General features: G+C 42.4%; 19 protein-coding genes. 9 read left to right on the top strand and 10 right to left on the bottom strand.

What is annotated here, in order from left to right; genetic code table 11:
* The first annotated feature begins 101 nt into the window (after positions 1–101).
* Both J3L18_RS30100 and J3L18_RS30095 read left to right on the top strand, forming a co-directional pair.
* Positions 102–1175, top strand: a complete 1074-nt coding sequence (locus tag J3L18_RS30100) for a DUF4148 domain-containing protein (protein WP_129569180.1) — start codon at positions 102–104, stop codon at positions 1173–1175.
* Positions 1176–1441: 266 nt separating this feature from the next.
* Positions 1442–2407: a Gfo/Idh/MocA family protein gene (locus J3L18_RS30095; protein ID WP_208102363.1), complete on the top strand. Its 966-nt coding sequence runs from the start codon at positions 1442–1444 to the stop codon at positions 2405–2407.
* A 111-nt stretch (positions 2408–2518) separates the two neighbouring features.
* Here the strand turns inward: J3L18_RS30095 and J3L18_RS30090 are convergent, their stop codons facing one another.
* The 7 genes from J3L18_RS30090 to J3L18_RS30060 form a co-directional block, all read right to left on the bottom strand.
* Entirely contained in the window at positions 2519–3364 is an 846-nt protein-coding gene (locus J3L18_RS30090; RefSeq protein ID WP_129569182.1) for a metallophosphoesterase family protein, read from the bottom strand.
* 95 nt (positions 3365–3459) lie between these two features.
* Positions 3460–4026, bottom strand: coding sequence for a cupin domain-containing protein (locus tag J3L18_RS30085; protein WP_129569183.1), 567 nt, complete (start codon positions 4024–4026; stop codon positions 3460–3462).
* 362 nt (positions 4027–4388) lie between these two features.
* Positions 4389–5210 (bottom strand): glycerophosphodiester phosphodiesterase family protein, encoded by an 822-nt coding sequence (locus J3L18_RS30080; protein WP_091165313.1) that lies wholly within the window; start codon positions 5208–5210, stop codon positions 4389–4391.
* Between the two features lie 6 nt (positions 5211–5216).
* On the bottom strand, positions 5217–6305 hold the full coding sequence (locus J3L18_RS30075; protein ID WP_189549183.1) for an alkaline phosphatase family protein: 1089 nt from the start codon (positions 6303–6305) through the stop codon (positions 5217–5219).
* Between the two features lie 76 nt (positions 6306–6381).
* Positions 6382–7956 (bottom strand): SusD/RagB family nutrient-binding outer membrane lipoprotein, encoded by a 1575-nt coding sequence (locus J3L18_RS30070; RefSeq protein WP_091166924.1) that lies wholly within the window; start codon positions 7954–7956, stop codon positions 6382–6384.
* Between the two features lie 13 nt (positions 7957–7969).
* Positions 7970–11248 (bottom strand): SusC/RagA family TonB-linked outer membrane protein, encoded by a 3279-nt coding sequence (locus J3L18_RS30065; RefSeq protein WP_129569185.1) that lies wholly within the window; start codon positions 11246–11248, stop codon positions 7970–7972.
* Between the two features lie 177 nt (positions 11249–11425).
* Positions 11426–12010, bottom strand: a complete 585-nt coding sequence (locus tag J3L18_RS30060) for a phosphonate degradation HD-domain oxygenase (protein WP_129569186.1) — start codon at positions 12008–12010, stop codon at positions 11426–11428.
* A gap of 286 nt (positions 12011–12296) precedes the next feature.
* Between J3L18_RS30060 and J3L18_RS30055 the strand changes: the two genes are divergently transcribed.
* Positions 12297–12875: a helix-turn-helix domain-containing protein gene (locus tag J3L18_RS30055; RefSeq protein WP_129569187.1), complete on the top strand. Its 579-nt coding sequence runs from the start codon at positions 12297–12299 to the stop codon at positions 12873–12875.
* Between the two features lie 100 nt (positions 12876–12975).
* Here J3L18_RS30055 and J3L18_RS30050 read toward each other — a convergent pair whose 3' ends face one another.
* On the bottom strand, positions 12976–13731 hold the full coding sequence (locus J3L18_RS30050) for a helix-turn-helix domain-containing protein (protein WP_223266155.1): 756 nt from the start codon (positions 13729–13731) through the stop codon (positions 12976–12978).
* Positions 13732–13833: 102 nt separating this feature from the next.
* The gene (locus J3L18_RS30045) at positions 13834–14805 is read right to left on the bottom strand and encodes an aldo/keto reductase (RefSeq protein WP_129569189.1); all 972 of its coding nucleotides are present in this window, start codon (positions 14803–14805) and stop codon (positions 13834–13836) included.
* A 254-nt stretch (positions 14806–15059) separates the two neighbouring features.
* On the opposite strand from J3L18_RS30045, the gene J3L18_RS30040 reads away from it, so the two are divergent.
* The 6 genes from J3L18_RS30040 (at position 15060) to J3L18_RS30015 (ending at position 23474) form a co-directional block, all read left to right on the top strand.
* Positions 15060–15746 (top strand): HAD hydrolase-like protein, encoded by a 687-nt coding sequence (locus tag J3L18_RS30040; protein WP_129569190.1) that lies wholly within the window; start codon positions 15060–15062, stop codon positions 15744–15746.
* Positions 15747–15749: 3 nt separating this feature from the next.
* Positions 15750–17087, top strand: a complete 1338-nt coding sequence (locus J3L18_RS30035; RefSeq protein WP_189549185.1) for a DUF5690 family protein — start codon at positions 15750–15752, stop codon at positions 17085–17087.
* Between the two features lie 53 nt (positions 17088–17140).
* Positions 17141–18277, top strand: coding sequence for a TIGR03364 family FAD-dependent oxidoreductase (locus J3L18_RS30030; protein ID WP_129569191.1), 1137 nt, complete (start codon positions 17141–17143; stop codon positions 18275–18277).
* A 197-nt stretch (positions 18278–18474) separates the two neighbouring features.
* Entirely contained in the window at positions 18475–21030 is a 2556-nt protein-coding gene (locus J3L18_RS30025) for a phosphocholine-specific phospholipase C (protein WP_129569192.1), read from the top strand.
* A gap of 302 nt (positions 21031–21332) precedes the next feature.
* On the top strand, positions 21333–22286 hold the full coding sequence (locus J3L18_RS30020; protein WP_129569193.1) for a bifunctional helix-turn-helix transcriptional regulator/GNAT family N-acetyltransferase: 954 nt from the start codon (positions 21333–21335) through the stop codon (positions 22284–22286).
* Positions 22287–22418: 132 nt separating this feature from the next.
* The gene (locus tag J3L18_RS30015; protein WP_091165277.1) at positions 22419–23474 is read left to right on the top strand and encodes a hypothetical protein; all 1056 of its coding nucleotides are present in this window, start codon (positions 22419–22421) and stop codon (positions 23472–23474) included.
* A 171-nt stretch (positions 23475–23645) separates the two neighbouring features.
* On the opposite strand, the gene msrA is transcribed toward J3L18_RS30015, so the two are convergent.
* Complete coding sequence (msrA, locus tag J3L18_RS30010; protein WP_129569194.1) at positions 23646–24314, bottom strand: peptide-methionine (S)-S-oxide reductase MsrA; 669 nt, start codon at positions 24312–24314, stop codon at positions 23646–23648.
* Positions 24315–24337 lie beyond the last annotated feature (23 nt).

The following is a 24337-nucleotide window of genomic DNA, read 5'->3' as shown; positions in this document are numbered from 1 at the left end:
GCGGCGACCAAACCAACACAATTGCTGCTTTATAAGTAGCTGGAAATTAAATTAATTAAACACGCCTTACATACACCTGCATTATATTGAACGTTAAAACAATGAAATTAAAAACGCTTGTACTATCCGCTACATTTGTGGCATCGGCAGCTTTGCTTTTAAACAGCTGCTCTCAAAACGGCAGCAATGCCAAAACCGACGGTAAAAAAACCGCCGCTGCAGTTAAAGGTGATTCGGCCCAGGCTGAAACAGCAGATACCTTAAGCGTTAAAAAATCTACCTACCCTCCTGTCGATAAAAAGTTGTACGATTCGTTGATGAAATTCAACGCGCACGGTGATACTACAGGCAGATGGCCAGTAAAAAATACACCTTATCCAATTGGTGGAGCTATTTTACCATTCAAACGTGTAGTTGCTTATTACGGTAACCTATACTCAAAAAGAATGGGCATTTTGGGCGAATTGCCGCCAAAAGAAATGCTTGCCAAATTAAAAGCCGAAGTAAAACACTGGGAAAAGGCAGATCCTAAAACTCCTGTTCAACCTGCGTTGCATTACATTGCCGTTGTAGCCCAGGGCGATGGCGGTAAAGATGGCAAATTCCGTTACCGTATGCCATTTAAACAGATCGACAGTGTATTGGTACTGGCTAAAAAAGCCCATGCTATTGTATTTTTAGATGTACAGGTAGCTTTAAGCAACATCCGCGCGGAATTACCACTACTTGAAAAATACCTGGAATTGCCACAAGTACATTTTGGTATGGACCCTGAATTTTCGATGAAAGACGGAACCCACCCAGGTAAAAAGATTGGCACTTATGATGCTGATGATATCAACTACGTATCAGACTATCTTGCCAAAATTGTTAAGAAAAATGGCCTGCCGCCAAAGATCCTGGTAGTGCACCGCTTTACTAAAAAAATGGTAACCAACTACAAGAGTATCAAATTGCACCCGGAAATTCAACTGGTAATGAACATGGATGGCTGGGGCGAACCTGATCTGAAAACCGGCACTTACCGCTACTTCATTAACCAGGAGCCGGTACAGTTTACAGGCTTTAAATTGTTTTACAAAAACGACATCAAAAAACCACCTCACCACATGTTAACCCCTGAGGAGGTTTTATCAAGATACAAACCATACCCGATTTATATCCAGTATCAATAAGTCGGAAGTCTTAAGCCGGAAAGTCCTGAGTAGGTAATAAAACGTTATTTACTCAGGACTTTTGTTTTTAAAGCTATATTTTCGACGACAAGCAAAAAGACGTCATTGCGAGGAACGAAGCAATCGCGAACTATACAGGGCGGTTCTGCCAGGAGGGGATTATTAATAGCTATAATTTGTTTTCTATAGGTATTAATAAGCTCCCTTCGGTTGGTTGTCTTCGTTCCTCGCAATGACGATCGTAAATGAACTCAAAAGAGATACTTATGATAAAATGGGGCATTATTGGATGCGGGCGTATTGCACACAGATTTATGCAGGGTTTCGCAGTTGTTGATGGCGTTGAACTTGCAGCATCCTATTCGCGTAGAGCCGAAACTATTGATGCCTTTGTTGCACAATATGGTGGTATAGCTTGTAGAAGTATCGATGAATTACTCGCCAGTGATATCGATGCGGTTTATATAGCTACGCTGCCTGACAGCCATGCCGCCTATAGCATTGCCGCGCTTAAAGCAGGTAAACATGTGCTTTGCGAAAAACCGGTTACCGTAAACCTTGCCGAGTTGGATAATGTACTTGCCGTTGCCAAACAAACCGGCTTACTTTTTATGGAAGGAATGAAACCGCCCTTCTACCCTTTATACGGCAAATTAAAAGAACATATTGCCAATGACCCTATCGGCCCGGTGGGTTATGTAAGAGCCGGATCTGCCGTGGCCGATTGTCCGCCGGGTCATCCAAATTATAATCTTGAACTTGTTGGCGGTAGTCTGATGGGCATTGCCATTTACGAAGCTTTTTTAGCACTCGACTGGCTCGGTCCCATGCAAGATATTCAAACCATGGGCAGGTTTGGTGAAACCGGAATCGATATGTTTGCCATTTTTCAAACACTGCATCAAAACGGTTACGCACAACTATATTGTGGCTTTGATATGCATGGAAAAGGCGACGCGCTAATAGTGGGCACGCTGGGACATATTACCATCCACAAAAACTGGTGGAACCCTGCAAAGGCAACTATCAGCTACCTTGATGGCCGCACAGTAGAACTGAATGAACCATTCATCGCCGGAGGGCTAAATTATGAGATCATCCATTTCTGTGAACTCATAAAGCAGCGCAAAACCGAAAGCCCGATACTGCCACACGAACTGTCGAGACAAATGATAGCTATGATAGATCAGGCGAGGGCACAAATAGGTTTAAAATATCCGGTGGAAAAGTAAAATATATAGTAAACAAAAAATGTCATTGAGCGAAGTGCGGCAATGACATGGGCTTTTAATTTATCTTATCGTTTTACCCCAAAATTAAAATTCCGAAATCCGGTATGCTAATTACAGTTTAGCCGAATTAAGCACGGGGTTTTGACTGGCGTTTACCTGGTAGGTGTAGATAGCATTTTGCTCATCAACTTCAACTATGCGGTAGCCTTTGTATTCAGTACCCCAGTCGCCGCCTATATGCGAATCAAAAAAATGCGGGAGCTTATCGGTGTAGCGTACGCCATCTAACAAATGATCATGCCCGTGAAAAACAGCTTTAACGTTAGGATAAGCATGCAGCAATTGAATAGTTTCAGGACAATCAACAAATACATCATTCTTAACCCATTTGGTAGGCGGGATATGCAGTATCACAAAAACAATTTTTTTGTCGGCAAATTTATCTAACGACACCTTGAGGAAAGCATTATTAGGGCAGGTATAAACACCTTTGGCATCGGCAGTGTGGGCCAGTACGAAGCCTATATCGCCAAACTCTACCGTGTATTTATCTTCATAACCAAAAGCATTCTTCCAAACTGTGGCATCCGCAAAATCATGATTGCCGGGGATGGTATGGTAGGGGACATTTAATTTATCAAGGTATTTTGTTTTGATCTCCGGGAGCAGGTCCGGGCGATTGTGTACCAGGTCGCCGTTCACGATAACAAAATCAAGGTGATTTTTGCTATGATCCTCGTTTAGCCATTTAATCATATTGCCGGTATGTAAAGAAAAATCGGTATCCGGTTGACCGTAGTGGATATCAGAGGCCAAAGCAAACCGCAATTTAAGGTTAGCACCGGTACTACGATTATACTGGTTATTTTCGGCAGCAAAACTGTTAACAGCAGGTAAAAGACTTAAAGCGGCCACACCTGTTAAGGCAGTGCCAAAAAATTCGCGGCGCGAGGTCATAGGCTATTATTTTACGGCAAAGGTAGGCTTGAGGTGTTAAATGAAAGTTAAGAAAACACCTAATTTGACGTGCCCTGTTATAGACCGTATGAAGTTTACTCCAGTTTTAACGGCGGACCTACAAGTTGCATATCATGGTCGTTAAAAATTTTGGCGAGTTCCTGTTTTGTTGGTTCATGATCTAACGCTTGCATTGTTACAAAAAAATCTTCAAGCTTACCGGCAGGTTGAAATATAACCGTCATTTTTCCTTTTTCAGATACTTGCGTCCATGCATGTGGTACATTTCGGGGTAAAAAAACACTATCGCCTGTACTTAAATGGAACTTATCTTCACCAACCTGGAAGTAGTAGGCGCCGTCTAAAACATAAAATATCTCGTCTTGCAAGGGATGCACATGCAATGGAGTACCGCGGCCTTGCGATAAACTTGTTTGTTCAAAAATAGCCAGGTCGCCGTCGGTATCACTGCCAGATACTTTCACATCCATTATATTTGAATTGACCCCTTTTAATTTAATATGCCCATGTATACGGCCTTCTCCCGCACTTATTTTAAATCCTTTGTTTACCCGCATAAATCTCTTTACACCTGTAGAAAAGGATGTTAAAGGCATTGTAGCAAAAGCTAACATGGCAGTAATGAAATTATTTCTTTTCATGGCGAAGCGCTTTTATATCGGTTTATAAAAAGAAACTCGTTAATATCTTACCTTATTGATATAAAAGTAGTTATAATTATTCAGTTACGCTAATCCCTAAATATTCTTAGGTAATTGGGGTGCCGTTTTAGTTGATATATATTTGAGGGCTTTAATATTGCCCGCAAACATTTACTGGTTAGATGGGCATATACCGAAAAGCTCGGGGGGCGAGGTCATAGGATATTATTTTATTTATAAACGTTGCCTTGTGATGTTAAATAAAAGTTAAGAAACTATCTGAATCAGAATTTCAGAATGCTTGAATTTTCAGAATTAAACATATCACATTCCGGACATTCTTAAATTCTGATTCAGACAATTTATCTCAACCCCTTCTCTTTTAAAAACTTCACCAGTGCCGCGGGATGATCAGTTTGCAAACCTTTCAGGCCCACTGCAAGAGCTTTGCTCCAATCCGCAGGGCCTTCACCTGCACTTTGAATATCAGGCCAAACCGGGATGTGATATTCTCCGGCCAAGGCTACCATATCAGCAGTGTATTGGTTATAAGATCCGTCAAGAATATCGGGGTGATACTGATCAATGAAGCTTTTCATGCCGGCAGTATTTTTAACACTATCGGGCAGGCTCAGCATCAGCGGCATTTTCGGTGCAGATTTACGCCAGCCTGTAAACTGAGCCGCGCTGTTGATATAAACCAATACCTGTTTTTCCATACCATACTCTTTGATCATCTGATAAGCCTGTTCGGGGTCTGCAGCCTTAAAATCAAGGTAGATGCCTATCCGGTTTTTACACAATTGCAGAATCTGCTTAAAGGTTGGGATCCGGAATGCCTGTTTACTTGCTGTATCTTTGCTTTTAACCTTTAACTGCAGCAACTCGGCAAGAGTAAAATCCTTCAGTTGCCCTTTACCATCAGTCATGCGGTTGATACTGCCGTCATGCATACTTACCAGTTCACCATCTTTGGTGGTACGCAAATCTATCTCTACATAATCGGCCTCATTTTTTATAGCCTCTCTATATCCTTCAAGTGTATTTTCAGGATAAATGACGTGATCGCCGCGGTGGGCAGCGACTATAAACTTATGCCTTGAAACGGGAGCCGGGTTGGCCTGCCACCCATCACCGGGCAGCAGCCATAGTAACCCTAAAATTGTTAATAGTTGAAAACGCATCGTATTTTATTTTTTACCTGTAACACTATTTATCGCCTCCCCCACTTCATGACTGGCTTTAAAATCAAAGCCCAATAAATTGGCTATGGTTTGAGCCAGTTGCTTATGATAAGTTGTTTCACCTTGTTTCATTTCTCCTGATGCCGGGGTATCCGGGCCGACTACCGCAAACCAGGTTTGCTCTGAATGCAACACGTCCGACCCATGGTCATGCCATTTTTTCATTGGCTCATCACCCCTGCCATGGTCGCAGGTGATGATCAGGGTAGTTTTGTTTTTATAAGCAGGCTCTGACTGGATATAATCCCAAAGTTGTTTTATAAAGCCATCTTCCTGTTTAATACGGTCAAGGTAAAACTTATAATTGCCTGCATGGGCCATATCATCCGGTTCATCAAACGATACATATAAAGCACGCGGCTTGTATTGCATCATATAATTTTTGGCAAACTCAAATGTCAGGAAGTCGATGCGGGTTGAATCGCTGATATAACGCGGTGCTTCCAATTGCAGTTCATTCAGGTGTTTCAGGCGGTCATTCATCCCCGCAATTTCTAAAGGCATAAAACCCGCGTTAACTAAAATACCGGCACGCTGAGGGCTCAGGATCTGTGAAAAGCGCTCCCATGATGCAAATGCAGCCACCTTGTTTTCAAAACCTTTTTGTTTGTTCAAAAACTCAAGCACATTCATGTTTGGGTTATAGATACCATCGTTGGTGTTCATCAGCTTATCGGGGAAACCGGTAAATATTTCATTGTATCCCGGGTATGAAAAATGATACGGGTTGGCTACTTCATCCTTGCTGCCCAGATCACGGTTTCCATACAGTTGTCCTTTTTCAACTACCGTGTTCCAAAAAAAAGGCATCAGCAGTTTTCGACGATCGGCTGCGGCCTCCGTCCAGAATTTTTTACGCACATCATTCTTATCATGCGTATCATTTGAGTTGATAATGGCCGAATCGGCACCACGGAAAACCTCCTGCCAGCGTAAACCATCGATAGTGACGATAACTACGTTTTGGGTTTTATGCTGGGCGCTTAAGGCCGAAAACGACAAAGTGAATAATGCAAATAAGATAACTTTTTTCATGGCTTTTGTATTTAATGATAAAGGCCCCTGATTAGCGGGGCCTTTATGCAGATTAATTAAAACGTATAAGCTGAGGTTATTTAAGTATATACATAACACCGTTAATATCATCGTTACCGCCATACTGACTGGCTAACGCTTTGTTATAATTATCGGCATTTGAAGTACGCTCTGATTGCGGATATTGGAAACGGGTTGCTATACGACCACCGTTACCAGTACCTGGCCCTGTTGTAAAGGTTGGTATACCGGTACGACGGTATGTAAAATATGATTCCAAACCCGAGTGACGGAATAACGCCAGGTATTTTTGCTGCAATATTTTAGTTAAACCAGTTGTACCGGTAGTATATTTAACACTGCTTTGCGAATAGTAGGTAGCCCAATCAACGTTGATGGTGTAAGTATCGTAGTTAGATAAAGCAGCTACGTTGGTTGAACCAGGGCGGTAAAAATAAGCGGTGAAAGTACCTGTACCAGTTGGGATACTGTAGAAAGCGAACGAAGCCTGTATTCCTTTGATATAATAGTCTTCCGCATTGCCTGTAGCCCAACCTCTGTTAATACCTTCGGCTATGTTAAACATCAGCTCGGGGTAGCCTATTTGTATAGAAGGCTCGCCGGTATAAGTTGAGTAATAACGTTTCCTGTTAAGGAAAGAATATTTCTGCAAGCCTGCATTGTTATACATTACACCTAAATCCAGGCCCGGATCTGCACCAATAAATGATGAAAATGCAGTGGGACTTTCTTTCAGGTTGTCAACATTGTACCGCGCAGGCTCAGCCGTTACAAACACGCGCGGATCTTTTAAGCTTGTTAATAAACCGATGTAAGTAGCCGAGGTGTTTTTACGTGAACCACTCTGACCAAAGTTATCAGGTGTTTGCGGATAATAGTTAGTTGGCGAAACAAAGGTGTATTGCAGGTTGTCAGTCGCACTGGTCATTAAAGGGTATTTTGTTGGATTACCCAAAATCGTAGCGAATTGATTTACAACATCAATATCAGCAGTTTTTTTGCTTAACTGTACAAGCAACCTGATCCTGAATGTGTTTACCACTTTTTGCCACGCAGTTAAGCTATTGCTAAGGTAGATATCACCGGCAAGCGTATTGTCGCCTGCGGCAATTAATGTGGTAAGATCAGCATTGGCGCTCTCCAACCAGCTTAATGACTGGGTCATTACTGTTTTTTGAGTATCATAAGTAGGAGTTAGATTAGTTAATCCCTGTAAAGCTTGTGTCATTGGGATATCGCCTTCTTCCATACTCATTTTGCTAAAAAAATAAGCTCTGAAAAATTTGCCTAAGGCGCTATATGGGTTAACTGCTTTGGCTCCGCCTTTAACAGCCTGGTTTTCCATAGCCGCAACATTTTTCAAGGCGTTGTAATAATTGTCGCCGCTGCCAAAATCATAACGGTTATTTCCGTAGTAATCGTAATTATTGATATAGTATTGCGAATAAGTTTCGTCGGAGCCATCAGGCATATCGACCATGCTGTTTAAAATGCCATTGAAAAGCAACGACGCTGGCACAGCATTAGGTACGTTAGGGTTAACGGTTAACTCCTGGAAGCTTTTTTTGCAACCCGTTACCGTTAGTATCATAAATACCGGCAATAAGTAAATTAAAAATATCTTTTTCATATCCATCTGTTAATTAGAATGATAAATTCAGGTTAAATCCGTAGCTACGAATTGTTGGTGATTGCAATACGGTTTGCGCCTGGGCACCGTTGTATTGGTCAAGATCCACGTCTTTAAAGCGTTTGTCACCGTAGAAGTACAATAAGTTACGGCCATAAAGTGATGCAGATATTTTCTGTATAAAGCTTTTCTGCAACCAGGCTTTAGGAAAATCAAAGCCAAAGCTAACTTCACGCAATTTGCTAAAGGTTTTGCTCATCAGGTTTGATTCGTCAACACCGTAATATTTACTAACATAATCCTGTACAAAGGCAGTTTGCTTGTTAGGAGCATATTGCAGAGCGTTGTAATTTAACACTGCACCTGTTTTTGAATCGTAGTTGATAGCGGTACCGTTAGATACTACCACACCCTGGCCAACGTAAGTACCATTGTAACCAGTTACGCCAAAGTTTTTCCAATCCTGGTAACGTGCATCGCCAAGGGCGCCGGTAGCTGTTTCGATGTTTGCACCGCCACGCATGGTTTTGTTGTGCATGTAATCAATAATTACACCACCAACCGAACCGTCAAACTGGAAACCCATGGTAAAGTTTTTGTACCGTAATTTGTTAGATACAGCCCAGGTGTATTTAGCATTCTCGTTACCCAGGTATTGAGCAACCGGTTTAACTAAAGGCTTGCCGGCAGCATCGTTGATGACCTGGCCATCAGGAGTCCTTACAAATGCCGATCCGTATAATTTATCGGTACGGTCGCCAACTTTAAAGAAGGTATTGTAAGTATTCTGACCAGCAGGCAATTCTTTGTAAACCTCCTTATTTGTAGCTACGTTTACTAACACGTTCCAGGTAAACCCACCCAGGTTTTTGATAGGAGTACCTTCGATAGTTCCTTCATAACCTGACCTTTTAGTTTTTAGGGCATTTAGATAAAGAATACTGTAACCTGAAGCGGTAGAAATTGGGTTAGCTAAAATTCGCGGACCATCGATGTATTGGAAAGCTGTAGCGCTTAAACCTAAACGGTTTTGCAGGAATTTAATGTCAAAGCCTTCCTCATAGTTAACACGGGTTGAAGTTTTGATATTATTAATGTATAAGTAATTGGTTGCATAACCAGCAGTTGTATTATTGTATGGTTTGCTGGTTGAATAGGATGTATTTAAAGAATAATCCGGTCCGTTATATGGCGAAGTATAAGTTGAACCATACCCCAGCGGATTGTTAAATAACGAAGCACCTGTGCTACCACCAAACGCAGTGATCGAGCTAAATGGAGCAGGACCTATAGTTGAGCTTGAAGCATCTGCTTTTACGTTAGCATATGAACCACGCGCTTTCAAAAATGAAATGAACTCCGGCATTTTAACATAATCAGAAATTACTGTAGCCAAAGAAGCACTTGGATAAGTGTAAGTTGTAGCGTTTTGGAAAGCGCTTGACCTGTCACGACGGTAAGTACCAGATAAGGTAGCATATTTACCAAATGACATATCCAATGAAGCATAAATACTAAATACTCTCTCTGATGCGTTGAAGCTGGTTGCCTGAATAGGGTTTTTTGAGTTGCTGAACGCATAAACCTCAGGTACGTTCAAATAATCTGTTGATGTCCAGCTTGAGTTATATGACATCTCACGTAAGTTAGAACCAACTAAACCCGACAGATTTAAGAATTTCTTGATGGTGTAGTTATAGTTCAAGATCAACTCCGTGTTGTTATCAAATAAGTTCCTGCGGTCTTCGCGGTAGTCGCCCTGGTTACCTTCACGTCCGTAAGGGTGGGCACTAAAAGGAAGTTTTTCTGTACGTAACAGATCATAGGTATCAATTTGTGAACGTAACCTCAAATTCAAGTTATCATTGAATTTGTAAGTAGCACCTAAATAGCCATAAACGTCGTTTTTGTAATGACCACGGGTCCACTCCTTTGTTAACAGGTATGGGTTATGGTAACGTTGATATTCGGCAAATACCGATTGAACTCCGACTTTACCTGGCTGCCAGATCGCTTTAATATCAGGCGCGTCGATATTCCAGTCAGCCCCAGTCCAAACAGCAATATTATAGATGATACTGTTAGGGCCATACTGAACATCAGGGAAATTATCAGTTGACTGCCTGTTGAAATCTATATTACCTTCAAAAGTTAATTTAGGAATTGGAGTAAACGAAGCGTAAAGATTAGCGTTAGCTATATTCAAATATTGTGAAGGAATATAGCTTGTTTGATGTTGCTGCGACACCGAAAAACGGGTTACATAATTATCGCCAACAGCGCCAATAGAAACGTTATTGTTGGTTTGGCTACCAACTTGCAAAAAGCGCTTCAGGTTGTCTTTACCTCGGGCAACCCACGGTGTTCCCTGGCGAACGCCGTTAACAACAGGGCTGTCATACTGGGGAATAAGCTGTCCGTTAAAGTAAGGACCCCAAACGTCGTAGTCGCCGTCTACACCACCAGGTGCACCGCCTTTACCATCAACAAACTGGTAAAAAGTATTTTCGCCCGGACCAAATGAACTTTGTATACGAGGAAATGCAAGGAAACCTGTGTTTAATACCGTGCTGCTGTTTATATCAATGGTTAAGCCTTTCTTGTTTTTAGCACCATTTTTGGTGGTGATCAATATAGCACCAAACTGTGCGCGGCTGCCATACAGGGCTGCGGCGGCCGGGCCTTTCAATACTGTATATGTTTCAATATCATCAGGACTGATGTTATAAGTATCTGTATTAATAGGGAAACCATCAACAACATATAAAGATACCTGGTTACCCCTGATCAATACATTAGGGTTACCCAATAATTCGGCTGATGGGCCTACCGATACACCTGCAACTTTACCTATTAAACCTGTAACAGGATTAGGATCGCGAGCAGTGGTCAACGCGTCGCCTTGCACTGTTTGAATTGCATAGCCAACTCGCCTGGTTTCTTTTTTGATACCAAGAGCTGTTACAACAACTTCATTAAGTGATTTATTATCGCCGGTAAGGCTTACGTTTATAATTGGTTTATCACCTACAACAACGGATTGCGAGGTATAACCAATAAAAGAAAAAACAAGGGTTTGACCTGCGCTGGCGTTTATTATATAACGGCCATCAATATCGGTAACAGTGCCTTTATTTTGCTCTTTAATTCTTACACTTACGCCCGGCAGGGGCAAGTGTTTGTCATCGGTAACAGTACCGCTTATTTTGGTTTGTCCGAATAAAATAGATGGAGCTACGCAAAATAACAAAACCGTTATTACGGTTTTTAATCTCTGGTAAATCTTGTTCATCTGCTAAAGTTTAAGGGTGAAACAGTCAAATTTTTCATGCAGCAATACTAAACTTTGTTTATTATTAGTAAACTAATTTAGTATTAAGCTATACTTAACTTGATGTTCACCCTGTGTTAAGCAGGTGATTTTTGTAACAGGCAGATTATATATTAATCACAAAAACTTAATATTATATTATTCATTTACCACTTGCAGATGCGCCAGGGCAATAGCTTTTAAATGATCAAGGTTATTTACGGGTACATGCATTTCCTTGGCCATGTCATCCCAGTACCGCAGTCTGATGATAAGTTCAGCATCCTGGTTTAATTCAAATTCTGCAGCCTCGGCCTCAGTCATCACGCCTCCCTGAAATTCGAGGGTAGCTTTACTGGCATCCGATAAACGGTTATAATATTCGGGGTATTTATAGGTAAGATATCTTTTGGCAATTACATGGCCCTGCACCAGATTGGCAATCCTTTCAGAAAACCCACGCTCCAACAGGTAATCGGCACCCAGGCGCTCATGGTCAACATTGCCCATGCCATCCATACTTCCTGCTTCTTCAGCATCAGCACAAAGATGCCCTATATCATGAAAAAACGCAGCAAGTACAACCTCATCGTCATAGCCCTCAGCCTCAGCAAGCGAAGCCGCCTGCGACATATGCTCCAGTTGAGAAACAGGCTCCCCTATATAATCGGCATCGCCAAATTTTTCGTATAAAGAAAACACTTCAGCAACTACGGCTTTCGGATTATAATGAGATGGTACCATGTTATTAAAATTTTTAGTTGCAAATAAACAGCATACAGGTTAGGTAATTATTAAATATTCATGAAATATATTATCAGAACCCATATTTAACATTAATTTCTTACAGAACGCTTAGACAGACAATTTCAAAGCTCACTTACTGTTTATTGAAACTTAACTAATACAACAATATTACATAGATATCCGTTAACATTTACACTATGCTGTTCAAAGCGTAACAAAAAAATCATTTTGGATAAATAGCCTGATTAATTACTTTGCGCACCAAATAACCAGCTTTAATTAAATGGAAGAAGACATACTGATACAGATCAGTAACCGCATAAAAGAACGCCGCCGGGAAAAAAATATAACCGTACAGGAACTTGCCATGAGGGCTAACGTAAGCAAAGGCCTGATATCTCAAATTGAAAATAGCCGCACTATCCCATCGCTTATCGTACTGATAGATATTATTAAAGCACTGGAGATAGACCTGAACGAGTTTTTTAAAGATATGCGTTCAAAAAGCGATCATCTCCCAGTTTTAGTAAAGCGCAAACACGAATACGATCATTTTGAAAAAGAATATGCCGATGGCTTTCATTACCAGCGCATCTTTACACAATCGATAAGTCAAAGTACTGTTGATATTGTGATATTGGAGCTTGAGCCCGATGCAACCCGTCCGCTTGTTGAAACCGAAGCGTTTGAATATAAGTATATCCTCTCCGGGCAGGTTGCTTACCAGTTTAATGACGATACCGTAACTCTTAACCAGGGCGATAGCATGCTCTTTGACGGGCGCATCCCCCATACCCCAAAAAACATGGGCGATACCACGGCCAGTATGCTGGTGGTATACTTTTTTGAAGAGAAGAAGTAGTTTGATTGGGTTGATCAAATGAATGGTTAATTGAGTGGAGGGTGCCACTTTTGTTTCAGAGGCTATAACAAATTCAATCCTTATCAACAAAAAAATCCGGTTAGTGCGCCCACTCTGTAGGTGCTCTGCCAAATTCTTTTTTAAACGAATGAGAAAAATGGGCCAGGCTTTCAAACCCTAAGTCGAGGTAAATTTCAGATGGTTTACGGTTTTTGTTTTCGATGAGATGGCGCGCCTCTGCAAGCCGCCTGGTTTGCAGCCAATGCCGGGGCGAAGTATCAAAAGTTTTTTGAAAATCGCGTTTAAACCCCGCAAGGCTTCGGCCGGTAAGTTGCGCGAATTTCTCGACAGGTACGTTGAAATGAAAATTGCTCAGCATAAATTTTTCCAGGTCGATTTTATGCGGCTCAGAAAAATCGAACAGGAAATCTTTAAGCTCGGGCATAGTATGTAGTAATAAGTGTACGGCTTCCCTTACTTTCAGCATGCCCAGTTGTTTGGTTATTTTTTCGTTGGGATGGTGCACATAAGGAATCACTGATTGAAAAAAGCCCCGAAGAAATTCATTTTCGGGGATCCTGATATTGGGTTGACCAATGTATTTCCGTCCCGGTTCTATCTGTTCTTCCAGGGCAAGCTGCCGCAGCATATCTTCTTTCAGGCAAATGATGATGGTTTGATAGTCACCGCCATCAACGGGCATTTTGACGAGTTCGCCCAATTGATTTTTGCGGATCAACATCATTTCGCCGCCTTTCATCGAAATTTTTTGATTAGCGGTTTCGATGCTGAATTGCCCTGAAACCTGTAATACCAGGGTGCTATGCTCAAAAAAACCTACCTTTTCCTTTCTCATCCTCGAGAAAAAAGAATAAAAGATTACGCCTGGAATTATTTCGGTTGGATTGGTCACTATGTAAATATATAAAATAGGAGGGGCTTATGCAGCCCCGTCCATTTATCGTTGCAGGTATGTACCACCTAATATTGCCCCCTGGGTAAAAGCAGTTTTAAGTGTATTCATTTCATCGGCACTAAATTCAATTTGCATCGCCTGTATATTTTCAGGCAGGCGCGATCTGCGGCTCATGCTCACCAGTGGCATAATGTTATCGCCCTGGGCGTTTACCCATGCAATAGCAAGTTGGGTAGGCGTGTAGCCTTTGTAGCTGGCCATTTGCTTTAATACTTCAACTTTTTCAAGGTTCTTTACCAGGTTGTCTCCCTGAAAACGTGAAAAGTGATTATGATAACTATCCGCCGGAAGCGGCGCTTTCATATCGCCCGTAAGTAAACCTTCGGCGGTATTGGCAAATGCTACTACGCCAATGCCCAGTTCTTTAGCAGTAGGCAGCAGATCGTTTTCAATTTGCCTGTCGGCTAATGAGTAGCCAATTTCCAACGCGGTTACCGGGTGTATGCTGTTGGCTTTACGCAATTGCTCCGCAGTAATTTCAGAAACACCAAGGTGGCGTACTTTTCCTTCCTTAATCAGGTCGGCAACGGTACCTATTACATCCTCTACCGGTACGCTGTTATCCAGGCGACAAGGCTGATACAGGTCGATATTGTCGATACCTAATCGCACTAACGAATAATTGATGAAGTTTTTAATGGCTATAGGGCGAAGGTCTAAGCCAAGCCATTGACCATTATAAAAAATAGCGCCAAATTTAACGCTGATAAACGCGTTGTCCCTGCGGCCTTTGATGGCCTTGCCTACCAATAACTCATTATGACCGGCACCATAAAAATCGCCGGTGTTTAAAAAATTGATGCCACTATCTAAAGCTGCCTGTATGGTAGCGATACTTTCATTTTCATCATTGGCCTTGCTGCCCCAAACTGATGACATGCGCATACAACCCAGGCCCAGTTTTGAAACCAGCGGGCCGTTTTTGCCCAAATTTATTTTCGTTATGTTCTCCATAGTTGATATTTAATTTAAAACAAATATCAGACATCTTGTTCATGACGGAATTTCTTGCATGGCTCAATTTACTTGTCTGTATGGCTCAAGTTTTTACGATATTTTTTTTTTAGAAACCCCGTACATACGTTTCCCGTTTGAAAATTAAGGGAACAAAACCAACCACAAACCTCCCCTTAACCAAACTTTAACACTAATTTAGTTTAATTTTAATAAAAAAAGTTTAGTATTGCTAAACAATTATATTTGTTATTATGAGCATAAAATTAGTGGTATTTGATATAGCCGGCACTACGGTTAAAGATGATCATGAAGTTAGCAAGGCTTTCAGAGCTGCCATGCAAAAGTCTGGTTACGAGGTTGAACTGGAGAAAATAGACCCTTTGATGGGCTATGAGAAAACCCTGGCCATTCGTAAAATGCTTGTTGAACATGAAGCCGATCAATCAGTTATTACCGATGAGCTCGTAACCACTATCCATAAAGAATTTGTACAGCAAATGATTAACTTTTACCAGTTTGAGCCTGGCATTGAACCCCTGCCAAACGTAGAGGAAACATTTGCAAAACTGCATGAGCAGGGTATTAAAGTTGGTATCAATACCGGCTTCTCGCGCGATATAGCTGATACCATTGTTAACCGCCTGCAATGGCACGAGAAAGGGCTGATCGATTACGTTGTTGGATCAGACGAGGTAGAACTTGGCCGCCCGCATCCTTTCATGATCCAAAAAATGATGCTTGAGGCCGACATAACAGATGCTTTGGAAGTTGCTAAAGTAGGTGATACTGAGGTTGATGTACGCGAGGGCCAAAACACCGGCTGCAAATATTCAATAGGCGTAACCACCGGCATTTTTACCCGGGCCGAGCTGGAAACCTATAATCCTACCCATATTATTGACGATATTGCACAAGTAGTTGACATCATAAATCAATAAAACATGAGGCTGATTGAAAGTTTACGTGCAAAAGTAGCCCAATGGCCTTATGCACTGATTTCAGTTTTGGCAGCGGTTTCGGCTTTTGGAACGTATACATCCATGTATGCTTTCCGTAAGGCATTTGCAGCGGCAACTTTCACTGGTCACGAGTACTTTCATGTTGATTATAAGGTTTGGCTGGTTATAGCGCAGGTTATCGGCTATATGAGCAGCAAGTTTTACGGCATAAAATTTATAGCCGAAGTAAACGGCAAAACCCGTGCACGATATATTTTAACCCTTATCGGCATTGCCTGGGCGGCGCTGCTGGCCTTTGCTTTTGTACCGGCCCCGTGGAATATTGCGTTCCTTTTCATCAACGGTTTCCCACTGGGCCTTATCTGGGGCCTGGTTTTTGGTTACCTGGAAGGCCGCCGCTCAACTGAGTTCATGGCTTCGGTATTATCCATCAGTCTCATCTTTGCATCGGGCTTTGTAAAAACAATAGGGCGTACACTTATAAGCAGTCTTCATGTAAATGAATATTACATGCCTTTTTTAACAGGTGCTGTATTCGCATTGCCGCTGTTATTTTTTGTAGGTTGTATGGAGCTTATCCCAGCACCTACCGCCGAAGACATAAGTTTACGCTCCGAACGTACCCCCATGAACGCCACAGAGCGCAAACAATTCGTTATCCGTTTTTTACCGGGTATTATCCTCACCCTGATTGTTTATGTGCTACTTACTATTATGCGCGACGTACGCGATAATTTCGAGGTAGAGATTTGGGCAAGCCTGGGCATTAAGGATAACAGCATTTTTACCACTACGGATATAAAAATTTCGCTGGTGGTATTAGTAGCCATGAGCTTGCTTATCCTTGTCAGGAAAAATATCCGTGCCTTTAGTATTATTCATTTAATGATCATTGCCGGTTGTGTACTGGTGGGTATATCAACCATCATGTTTACCTTTAAAATGATAAGCCCAACCTTATGGATGACCCTGGTAGGCCTTGGCTTATACATGGGCTACGTTCCTTACAATGCTATATTTTTTGAACGGATGATAGCATCGTTCCACTATAAAAGCAATGTGGGCTTTATCATGTACATTGCCGATTCGATGGGCTACCTTGGCAGTGTTAGTGTTTTGCTGGTAAAAGAACTTGGTCGCCCCTCAATAAGCTGGGGTGCCTTTTTTCGGGAAGGCGCAATGACGGTAGCCATTGTTGGCGGAATTTGCGGTATTTTATCGCTCATTTACTTTTTGCAAAGCGCTGCCCGTGATAAAAAAAAGATAATTGCAGATGAAACTGATGAGCAACAAACTCTAACTTTCAATCCAGCCAATTAAATCAATTGAGGTTTGAACAATTCAAACCGATGAACCAATGAACTATTGAACCAATGAACAATAACAAAAGTGCAATAATCATAGGCGCAGGCATTGCAGGTTTGGCTACAGCCCGCGCTTTGGCCGTTCGCGGCTATCAGGTAACCGTATTTGAACGTAACGAACGCGCGGTGGGTGCTTCCATCCGGAACTTTGGTATGGTATGGCCTATAGGACAGGCTACCGGACCAATGTTTGAGCGCGCCATGCTATCAAAAAGCATTTGGAAAACAGTTTGTACCGAGGCTAAGATCTGGCATAATGAGGTTGGCTCGCTACACCTTGCTTATCATGATGATGAACTGCAGGTAATTGAAGAGTATGTAGATGTAAACAAGCAATACCGTGATTGCGCTGTGCTAACTCCGGGCGAAGCTGTTTCAAAATCGCCGGCAATTAATACCGATGGCTTGAAAGGCGCCCTGTGGAGCGGCGAGGAAATGATTGTTGAATCGCGGGTAGCCATCGGGCAGGTGGCAGCTTATCTTGCCGAAAAATTTGGTGTCGAATTTCACTGGAACACTGCTATCAGCCGTATCCAACATCCCAAAGTTAGTTCGGGCAACCAAAGCTGGGAAGCCGACGAGATCTATGTATGCAGCGGCGCCGATTTTGAAACTTTATATCCGGAACTATTCGCACAAACACAGATCACCAAATGCAAACTGCAAATGATGCGTTTAGTTACCCAGCCCGATGAATGGCGCATAGGTCCGTCGTTATGTGGTGGCTTGTCTATGATTCATTACCCGGGGTTCCAGGCCGCAGCTTCATTGCCAGCCTTGCGCAAACGCTATGAAGAACAATATGCCACACACCTTAAATGGGGCATCCACGTAATGGTATCCCAAAATGGCAGCGGCGAGCTTACCATCGGCGATTCGCACGAATATGGTTTGGTTCATGATCCCTTCGATAAAGAATTTATTAATAATTTGATAATTGAGTACTTACATACATTCGCCAATTTTAAAGACTGGAAAATGCTGCAGTCATGGCACGGCATCTACCCTAAAATGACCAACGGCGCGTACGAACTTATAATCGACATTGAGCCTGGGGTAACCCTTATCAATGGCCTCGGCGGTAACGGCATGACCCTGTCATTTGGCCTATGCGAGCAGCAGATTGCCAGCCGGAAGGACGGTTAGTTTTTTAGACCATAGTCCATGGTCGATAGTCCATGGATTGAAAAAACTACATATCTTGGTTTTTCAATAAGCCAACCATAGCTTATTGGCTATAACTATTGACAAAAACAATAACCAGGTCTATGAACTTTCGACCATAGACTAAAAACAAAAAACCATGGTCTATGGACTATCGACCATGGACTAAAAATAAAACTATGTCTGATTCAAGAAGAGATTTTCTTAAAAAAGCAGCCCTATTAACCAGTGCAGCCGGCCTCGCCAGCGTTTTACCCCAATCTATTCAAAAAGCAATGGCCATTAACCCCGCACCGGGCAGTACTTACCTGGATGCTGAGCACATTGTGATCCTGATGCAGGAAAACCGCTCGTTTGATCATACCTACGGGATGCTGAAAGGGGTACGTGGTTATAATGACCCACGGGCTATTGATTTGCCGAATAAAAACAAGGTTTGGCTGCAATCGAACAAAAAAGGCGAAACTTATGCCCCTTTCCACCTTGATATCAAGAATACCAAAGCAACCTGGATGAGCTCGCTGCCGCATTCATGGAGCAACCAGGTTAATGCCCGTAACGATGGCAAGTTTGACCAATGGCTTAACGTTAAACGTAATGGTATTAAGGAATATTCCAACATGCCATTAACTATGGGTTTCCACAATCGCGAGGATATCCCATTTTACTATGCCCTGGCCGATGCCTTTACCGTTTGCGATCAGAACTTTTGCTCATCCCTGACAGGTACAAATCCAAACAGGCTGTATTTCTGGAGCGGTACTATCCGTGCCGAGCAGCATGAAAATTCACTTGCACACGTTTGGAATGACGATATGGATTATGGCACCCTCAACTGGGCTACCTTCCCTGAGCGTTTGGAGGATCATAATATATCATGGAAACATTACCAAAACGAAATTGCTATTGATACCGGTTTAGAGGGCGAAGAAGATCCATGGTTATCAAATTTCCAGGATAATCCACTTGAGTTTTTTGGCCAGTACAACATCAAACTTTACGATAAACACATAGCCCATCTACAAAAAAAGTCAACTGTTTTGCCTGATGAAATAGCAGCCGTTGAAAAACAGATTGCTGCTTTGCCTGCAGGCGATGCCCATATTGATCACCTGCAAAAACAGCTTAAACAAAAACAGCGCGACCTGGAGAATACGAAAAAGGACATGGCAAGCCTCGATCCTAACAAGTTTGCAAGCCTGTCGCAGCGCGAAAAAAACCTTCACCAGAAAGGTTTTGTAACCAATACCAATGATCCGCACTATCGTACTCTAAGTCCGCTGAAATATAATGATGATGGCACCGAACGCGAAGTTTTAGTACCTAAAGGAGATGTATTACACCAGTTCCGTGCCGATGTAAAAGGAGGTCAATTACCTACCGTAAGCTGGCTATCGGCGCCCGAGCATTTTTCTGACCATCCAAGTTCGGCCTGGTACGGTGCATGGTACGTATCTGAAGTGCTGGACATCCTCACCCAAAACCCCGAAGTTTGGAAAAAGACTGTTTTCATTTTAGCTTATGATGAAAATGATGGTTACTTCGACCACGTCCCTCCTTTCACCGCGCCTAATCCGCATAAACCGGGTACCGGCAAGGTATCAGCAGGTATCGACCCAAGCGTTGAATTCGTTACTTTAGAACAGGAAAAAGCGCGCAATAACTTCCCGGAAGTATTTGATCGTGAAAGCCCGATCGGTTTAGGCTTCCGTGTGCCGTTGGTAATTGCTTCACCATGGAGCCGCGGCGGCTGGGTAAATTCGGAAGTGTTTGACCATACTTCAACCCTGCAATTTTTAGAGAACTTTTTAAGCCACAAAACCGGTAAAAAAGTAACCGAACCTAATATCAGCCAATGGCGCCGTACAGTTTGCGGTGATCTTTCAAGCGTTTTCCGTCCATATAATGGCGAGAAGATCGAGAATCCGGAATTTGTTGCAAGGGAAGCATTTTTGGAGAGTATTCATAAAGCTCAATTCAAAAAACTCCCTTCGGACTATAAGCTGCTGACTCCCGATGAAATTGCGCAGATCAATAAAGATCCGCACTTGTCACCGTACATGCCGCAACAGGAAAAAGGGATCAAACCATCATCCGCATTGCCTTACCAGCTTTATGCAGATGGCAAACTGAGTGCAGATAAAAAATCATTCGAAATTAAATTTACTGCGAGTAACAAAGCCTTTGGTGCAAAAACGTTGGGCTCGCCATTTAACGTATATGCTCCCGGCAAATATGCTACGATGAATGATCCGCAGAAAATGGAAGACCTGCGTACCTGGGCCTATACCGTTAAAGCCGGTGATACCCTGGCGGATGTTTGGCCTTTACATGAGTTTGAAAACAGCGAATACCATTTGCGCACCTATGGCCCTAACGGCTTCTTCCGCGAGTACCGGGGTAACGCAACCGATCCGTTAGTTGATATTATTTGCGAATATGAGCAGCTTGCCGGTAAGCTGACAGGTAATATCGCGCTGAAAATAACAAACCATACCAATAAAGGCCAAACCATTGCAGTAACAGATAACGGTTATAAAACCGGTGACCATAAAGTTGCTGTAAAAGCAGGAGCCAACGCAACCATAGCGCTAAACTTAAGCAAAAGCCATAACTGGTATGACTTCAGTGCAAAAGTCGACGGGTTTGAGAAATTCGCGAAACGTTTTGCCGGCAGAGTTGAAACAGGAAGGTCAAGCTTCAGCGATCCATTAATGGGTAAAGCATTAGTATAATATTTAAACTTACTAAAATACAAAAAATGTAGAGGCGCATAATTGCGTCTCCCGGAGGACAAGTCGATTTAAAAGTGCCCCAATCGCCGTAAATTGCAAGCGGGAGACGCAATTATGCGTCTCTACATTCGAAAAAAATTTAAGCAATCTTTCAGAAACGGTTCAGATAAAACTTCTTTTAATCGCCAGTAGCTCCGGTTTTATGAATTGCCGATGACATTGATTTTGTAACCCACTATTGCACTTATTAAAACAACACTATACATTTGTGTAATCAGTTACATAATTAATTACTTATTAATATGGAATTTTTTAATAAAGTAGGTAAGATGGCCATAGGTAGCAGATTAAGGATGCTAACCGAAGCTATCAGCGAAGACGCGGCACGCATTTACAAGTTATATGATATCGACTTTCAGCCTAAATGGTTCCCGGTTTTTTATGTATTACAGAATAGTGGCGAATTTACCATCACTGCTATCGCCAGAGAGATCGGCCACTCGCACCCTTCTGTAAGTAAGATCATTGCCGAAATGGTGAAGAACGGTTTTGTTATTGAGAAAAAGGATAAGGCTGATGGCAGGCGCAACATGGTAAGCCTGTCGGCTAAAGGGATTGAGGTTGGAAAAAAAATCCAGGACCAGTATGCAGATGTGACTAACGCCGTTGAAGAACTTTTAGCCCAGGCGAATCATGACCTATGGAAGGCTATTGAAGAATGGGAATACCTGCTGGAACAAAAATCATTGTTGCGCCGGGTACAGGCACATCAAAAAATAAGGGAGAGCAATAAAGTACAGATAGTGCCGTATGAACCGCGCTATGCGCAGGCTTTTAAAGCATTGAATGAAGAATGGATCTCCAAATACTTTGTAATGGAAGAGGCCGATTATAAAGCCCTTGATAATGCCGACGGCTATATCATCAACAACGGAGGCCATATATTGATAGCCCTTTATAATGATGAGCCCGTTGGTGTATGCGCCCTTTTAAAAATGGATGACCCTGATTATGACTATGAGCTTGCTAAAATGGCCGTTTCGCCAAAGGCGCAGGGAAAAAATATAGGCTTTTTGCTCGGACAGGCTATTATCGAAAAGGCCAAAGCCCTTGGCAGCCATAAACTTTACCTGGAGAGTAACACCATTTTAAAGCCGGCCATCAGCCTGTATCATAAATTGGGCTTTGTTAAGGTAGCAGGCAGGCCTTCACCATACGAACGTGCTAATATCCAAATGGAGCTTGAGTTGAAATAAATAGCCAGTTAACGGGCTTATTGCTTCCATTAATAAATATTTTAACTATTGTATAACAATTGTGAATAAATTCAACAAACAGTTTATAGTATTTTTTGTTCCTTGCAATTGAAACTTAAACACTATATCTATATGAAACATAAAAAACTCCTGCTCCCTACACTAATATACCTATTATCTTTAAAAAACTTCAAAAAACATCTTATCATTTGTCTGGGTATCTGCCTATTTTGCAGCACTGCTGTACAAGCCCAGTTTGGCGGTTTTGGCAAAGCCATATTGGATAAAGGAGCCGATATGGTATCGGGCGGCAGCCTTAATAAATTGCTGAAACAGCCGCAGGCCATTACCACCAGTTTTAATGACGTTAACAAGGCAGGCTCCAAACCACCATCGTTTATGGAAGGGCAGGTAGCCGAGCCTTTATACCTTTTGCCCAAAGCACCCGGGGGCGGTTTTAAGCTTTGCGCCGGTTTTTATGAAATGACCAGCAAAAGCTATTGTCTGCATGCTGGTACCCGTGGCCCCAGTACAGGCGATGGGTATATGCTTGCCCCGGTGCTTGGGCCAAAGCGCGATGTGGTGATACTGATATTAAAACATGCTGAAACTCATCCCGAGGTTGACCAGCATAGCATCCAGATATTATTATGGTCGATTATTGCACGCACCAGGTTTGTTGATATGGGCTCCGATATTAAGCTTACCGCGACCAGGCTACTATCAGCTAATGAACTGTTAATGTTGGAAGGCGGTGCGCTGGGTGTATTGCCCGCCAGTGTAATGGATAAAGCTAAAAGCCAATTGCCGCCTGCGGTTCAAAGTGTTTTTGAGGCTGAAAACAATATCCGCCGATTAGCAGCCTCTGGTAATTCATCTTACGAAGAGATGGAAAAGTATGCCATGTTAGCCGGTTTGGCTCCGGCGCCTGATCCGGCGGTACCGTCAGGCATATGGTCGTTACACCCTGATGGATATTACATCCGGTTTTATCCGCATAGCTATTCAAAAACCACTGTACAGATCTACGTGCCGAAAGAACTCCTCAGCACAAAACCCGGTTTGGTTTACGACGGGCCTAATGGCATTGCCTGTCCGGCCAATGTAGGCTCGCAGCGCCTGGCTCAAACCAATGAACCGCTAAATCCTGATTATAATCAAAAATTAAAAACGATCTGTAATCAATAGATAGGGGAAAGGTTAAAGGGAAAAGGCGAAAGGTTTTGTTACTTTTCGCCTTTTTTTTCTGGTGACTAATGCTTTATTCTTAAACAACGGGCGGATGAAAAGACTTCCCTGATGGTTACCCGCAATAACGTGGTGTAGAGACAACGGAACAGTCAAATACAACATTCACCCTTAATTCAGATCTTTATGCTGAAACTCGGGTTTCAACAAGCTATTCATGGCCTTACGCAGTTTCATTACCTTAGGTACTGAAACATGGCTGATATACGGGCTATTCATATGCAGCCGGTAATATCCCTGGTGATAATTTTCGGCAGGATATAATACTTTAAAAGGAACAACCTGTGTAACGATAGGACTGCTGTAATGATGTGTAGCGTTAACTTTAGCTATTACATTTTCTAAAGTTTTCTTTTCTTCCGGTGTACGATAAAAAGCTACTGAGCGATAGTCGTCACCCACATCCGGTCCCTGCCTGTCTACAGTGGTTGGATCGTGCGCATAAAAGAATGCTTCGGCTAAAGCAGCGTAACTTATTTCGGCCGGGTCATAGTAAACCTGTACCGATTCTGCATGGCCGGTATTTTTACCGCAAACATCTTCGTACGATGGATTTTTAGTTGTACCGCCGGCATATCCGGCTACCACTTTATTAACGCCCTTCAATTCATACAAACCTTCCGAAAGACTCCAGAAGCAACCACCCGCAAAAGTAGCAACCTTTTCACCGTTTTTTGGGGCAGGCAGGCTCGCAAACCCGCTTCCTTCCGTTTGCGCATTGGCGCAGCCAAATAATATGAGCAGGCCAAGGAGGCATACATTCAATTTTTTTGTTAACATGATCATTTTAATTTAATGGTTTA

This window comes from Mucilaginibacter gossypii (assembly GCF_017569325.2).
GTDB lineage: Bacteria > Bacteroidota > Bacteroidia > Sphingobacteriales > Sphingobacteriaceae > Mucilaginibacter > Mucilaginibacter gossypii.
This window is presented reverse-complemented; position numbering and strand designations above follow the sequence as displayed.

Coding starts and splice junctions, on each gene's coding strand:
- msrA (WP_129569194.1), bottom strand. CDS start 24,314: ATGTTAACAAAAAAATTGAATGTATGCCTCCTTGGCCTGCTCATATTA.
- J3L18_RS30060 (WP_129569186.1), bottom strand. CDS start 12,010: ATGGTACCATCTCATTATAATCCGAAAGCCGTAGTTGCTGAAGTGTTT.
- J3L18_RS30020 (WP_129569193.1), top strand. CDS start 21,333: ATGGAATTTTTTAATAAAGTAGGTAAGATGGCCATAGGTAGCAGATTA.
- J3L18_RS30075 (WP_189549183.1), bottom strand. CDS start 6,305: ATGAAAAAAGTTATCTTATTTGCATTATTCACTTTGTCGTTTTCGGCC.
- J3L18_RS30040 (WP_129569190.1), top strand. CDS start 15,060: ATGAGCATAAAATTAGTGGTATTTGATATAGCCGGCACTACGGTTAAA.
- J3L18_RS30095 (WP_208102363.1), top strand. CDS start 1,442: ATGATAAAATGGGGCATTATTGGATGCGGGCGTATTGCACACAGATTT.
- J3L18_RS30100 (WP_129569180.1), top strand. CDS start 102: ATGAAATTAAAAACGCTTGTACTATCCGCTACATTTGTGGCATCGGCA.
- J3L18_RS30085 (WP_129569183.1), bottom strand. CDS start 4,026: ATGAAAAGAAATAATTTCATTACTGCCATGTTAGCTTTTGCTACAATG.
- J3L18_RS30030 (WP_129569191.1), top strand. CDS start 17,141: ATGAACAATAACAAAAGTGCAATAATCATAGGCGCAGGCATTGCAGGT.
- J3L18_RS30090 (WP_129569182.1), bottom strand. CDS start 3,364: ATGACCTCGCGCCGCGAATTTTTTGGCACTGCCTTAACAGGTGTGGCC.
- J3L18_RS30025 (WP_129569192.1), top strand. CDS start 18,475: ATGTCTGATTCAAGAAGAGATTTTCTTAAAAAAGCAGCCCTATTAACC.
- J3L18_RS30045 (WP_129569189.1), bottom strand. CDS start 14,805: ATGGAGAACATAACGAAAATAAATTTGGGCAAAAACGGCCCGCTGGTT.
- J3L18_RS30055 (WP_129569187.1), top strand. CDS start 12,297: ATGGAAGAAGACATACTGATACAGATCAGTAACCGCATAAAAGAACGC.
- J3L18_RS30080 (WP_091165313.1), bottom strand. CDS start 5,210: ATGCGTTTTCAACTATTAACAATTTTAGGGTTACTATGGCTGCTGCCC.
- J3L18_RS30070 (WP_091166924.1), bottom strand. CDS start 7,956: ATGAAAAAGATATTTTTAATTTACTTATTGCCGGTATTTATGATACTA.
- J3L18_RS30050 (WP_223266155.1), bottom strand. CDS start 13,731: ATGAGAAAGGAAAAGGTAGGTTTTTTTGAGCATAGCACCCTGGTATTA.
- J3L18_RS30015 (WP_091165277.1), top strand. CDS start 22,419: ATGAAACATAAAAAACTCCTGCTCCCTACACTAATATACCTATTATCT.
- J3L18_RS30065 (WP_129569185.1), bottom strand. CDS start 11,248: ATGAACAAGATTTACCAGAGATTAAAAACCGTAATAACGGTTTTGTTA.
- J3L18_RS30035 (WP_189549185.1), top strand. CDS start 15,750: ATGAGGCTGATTGAAAGTTTACGTGCAAAAGTAGCCCAATGGCCTTAT.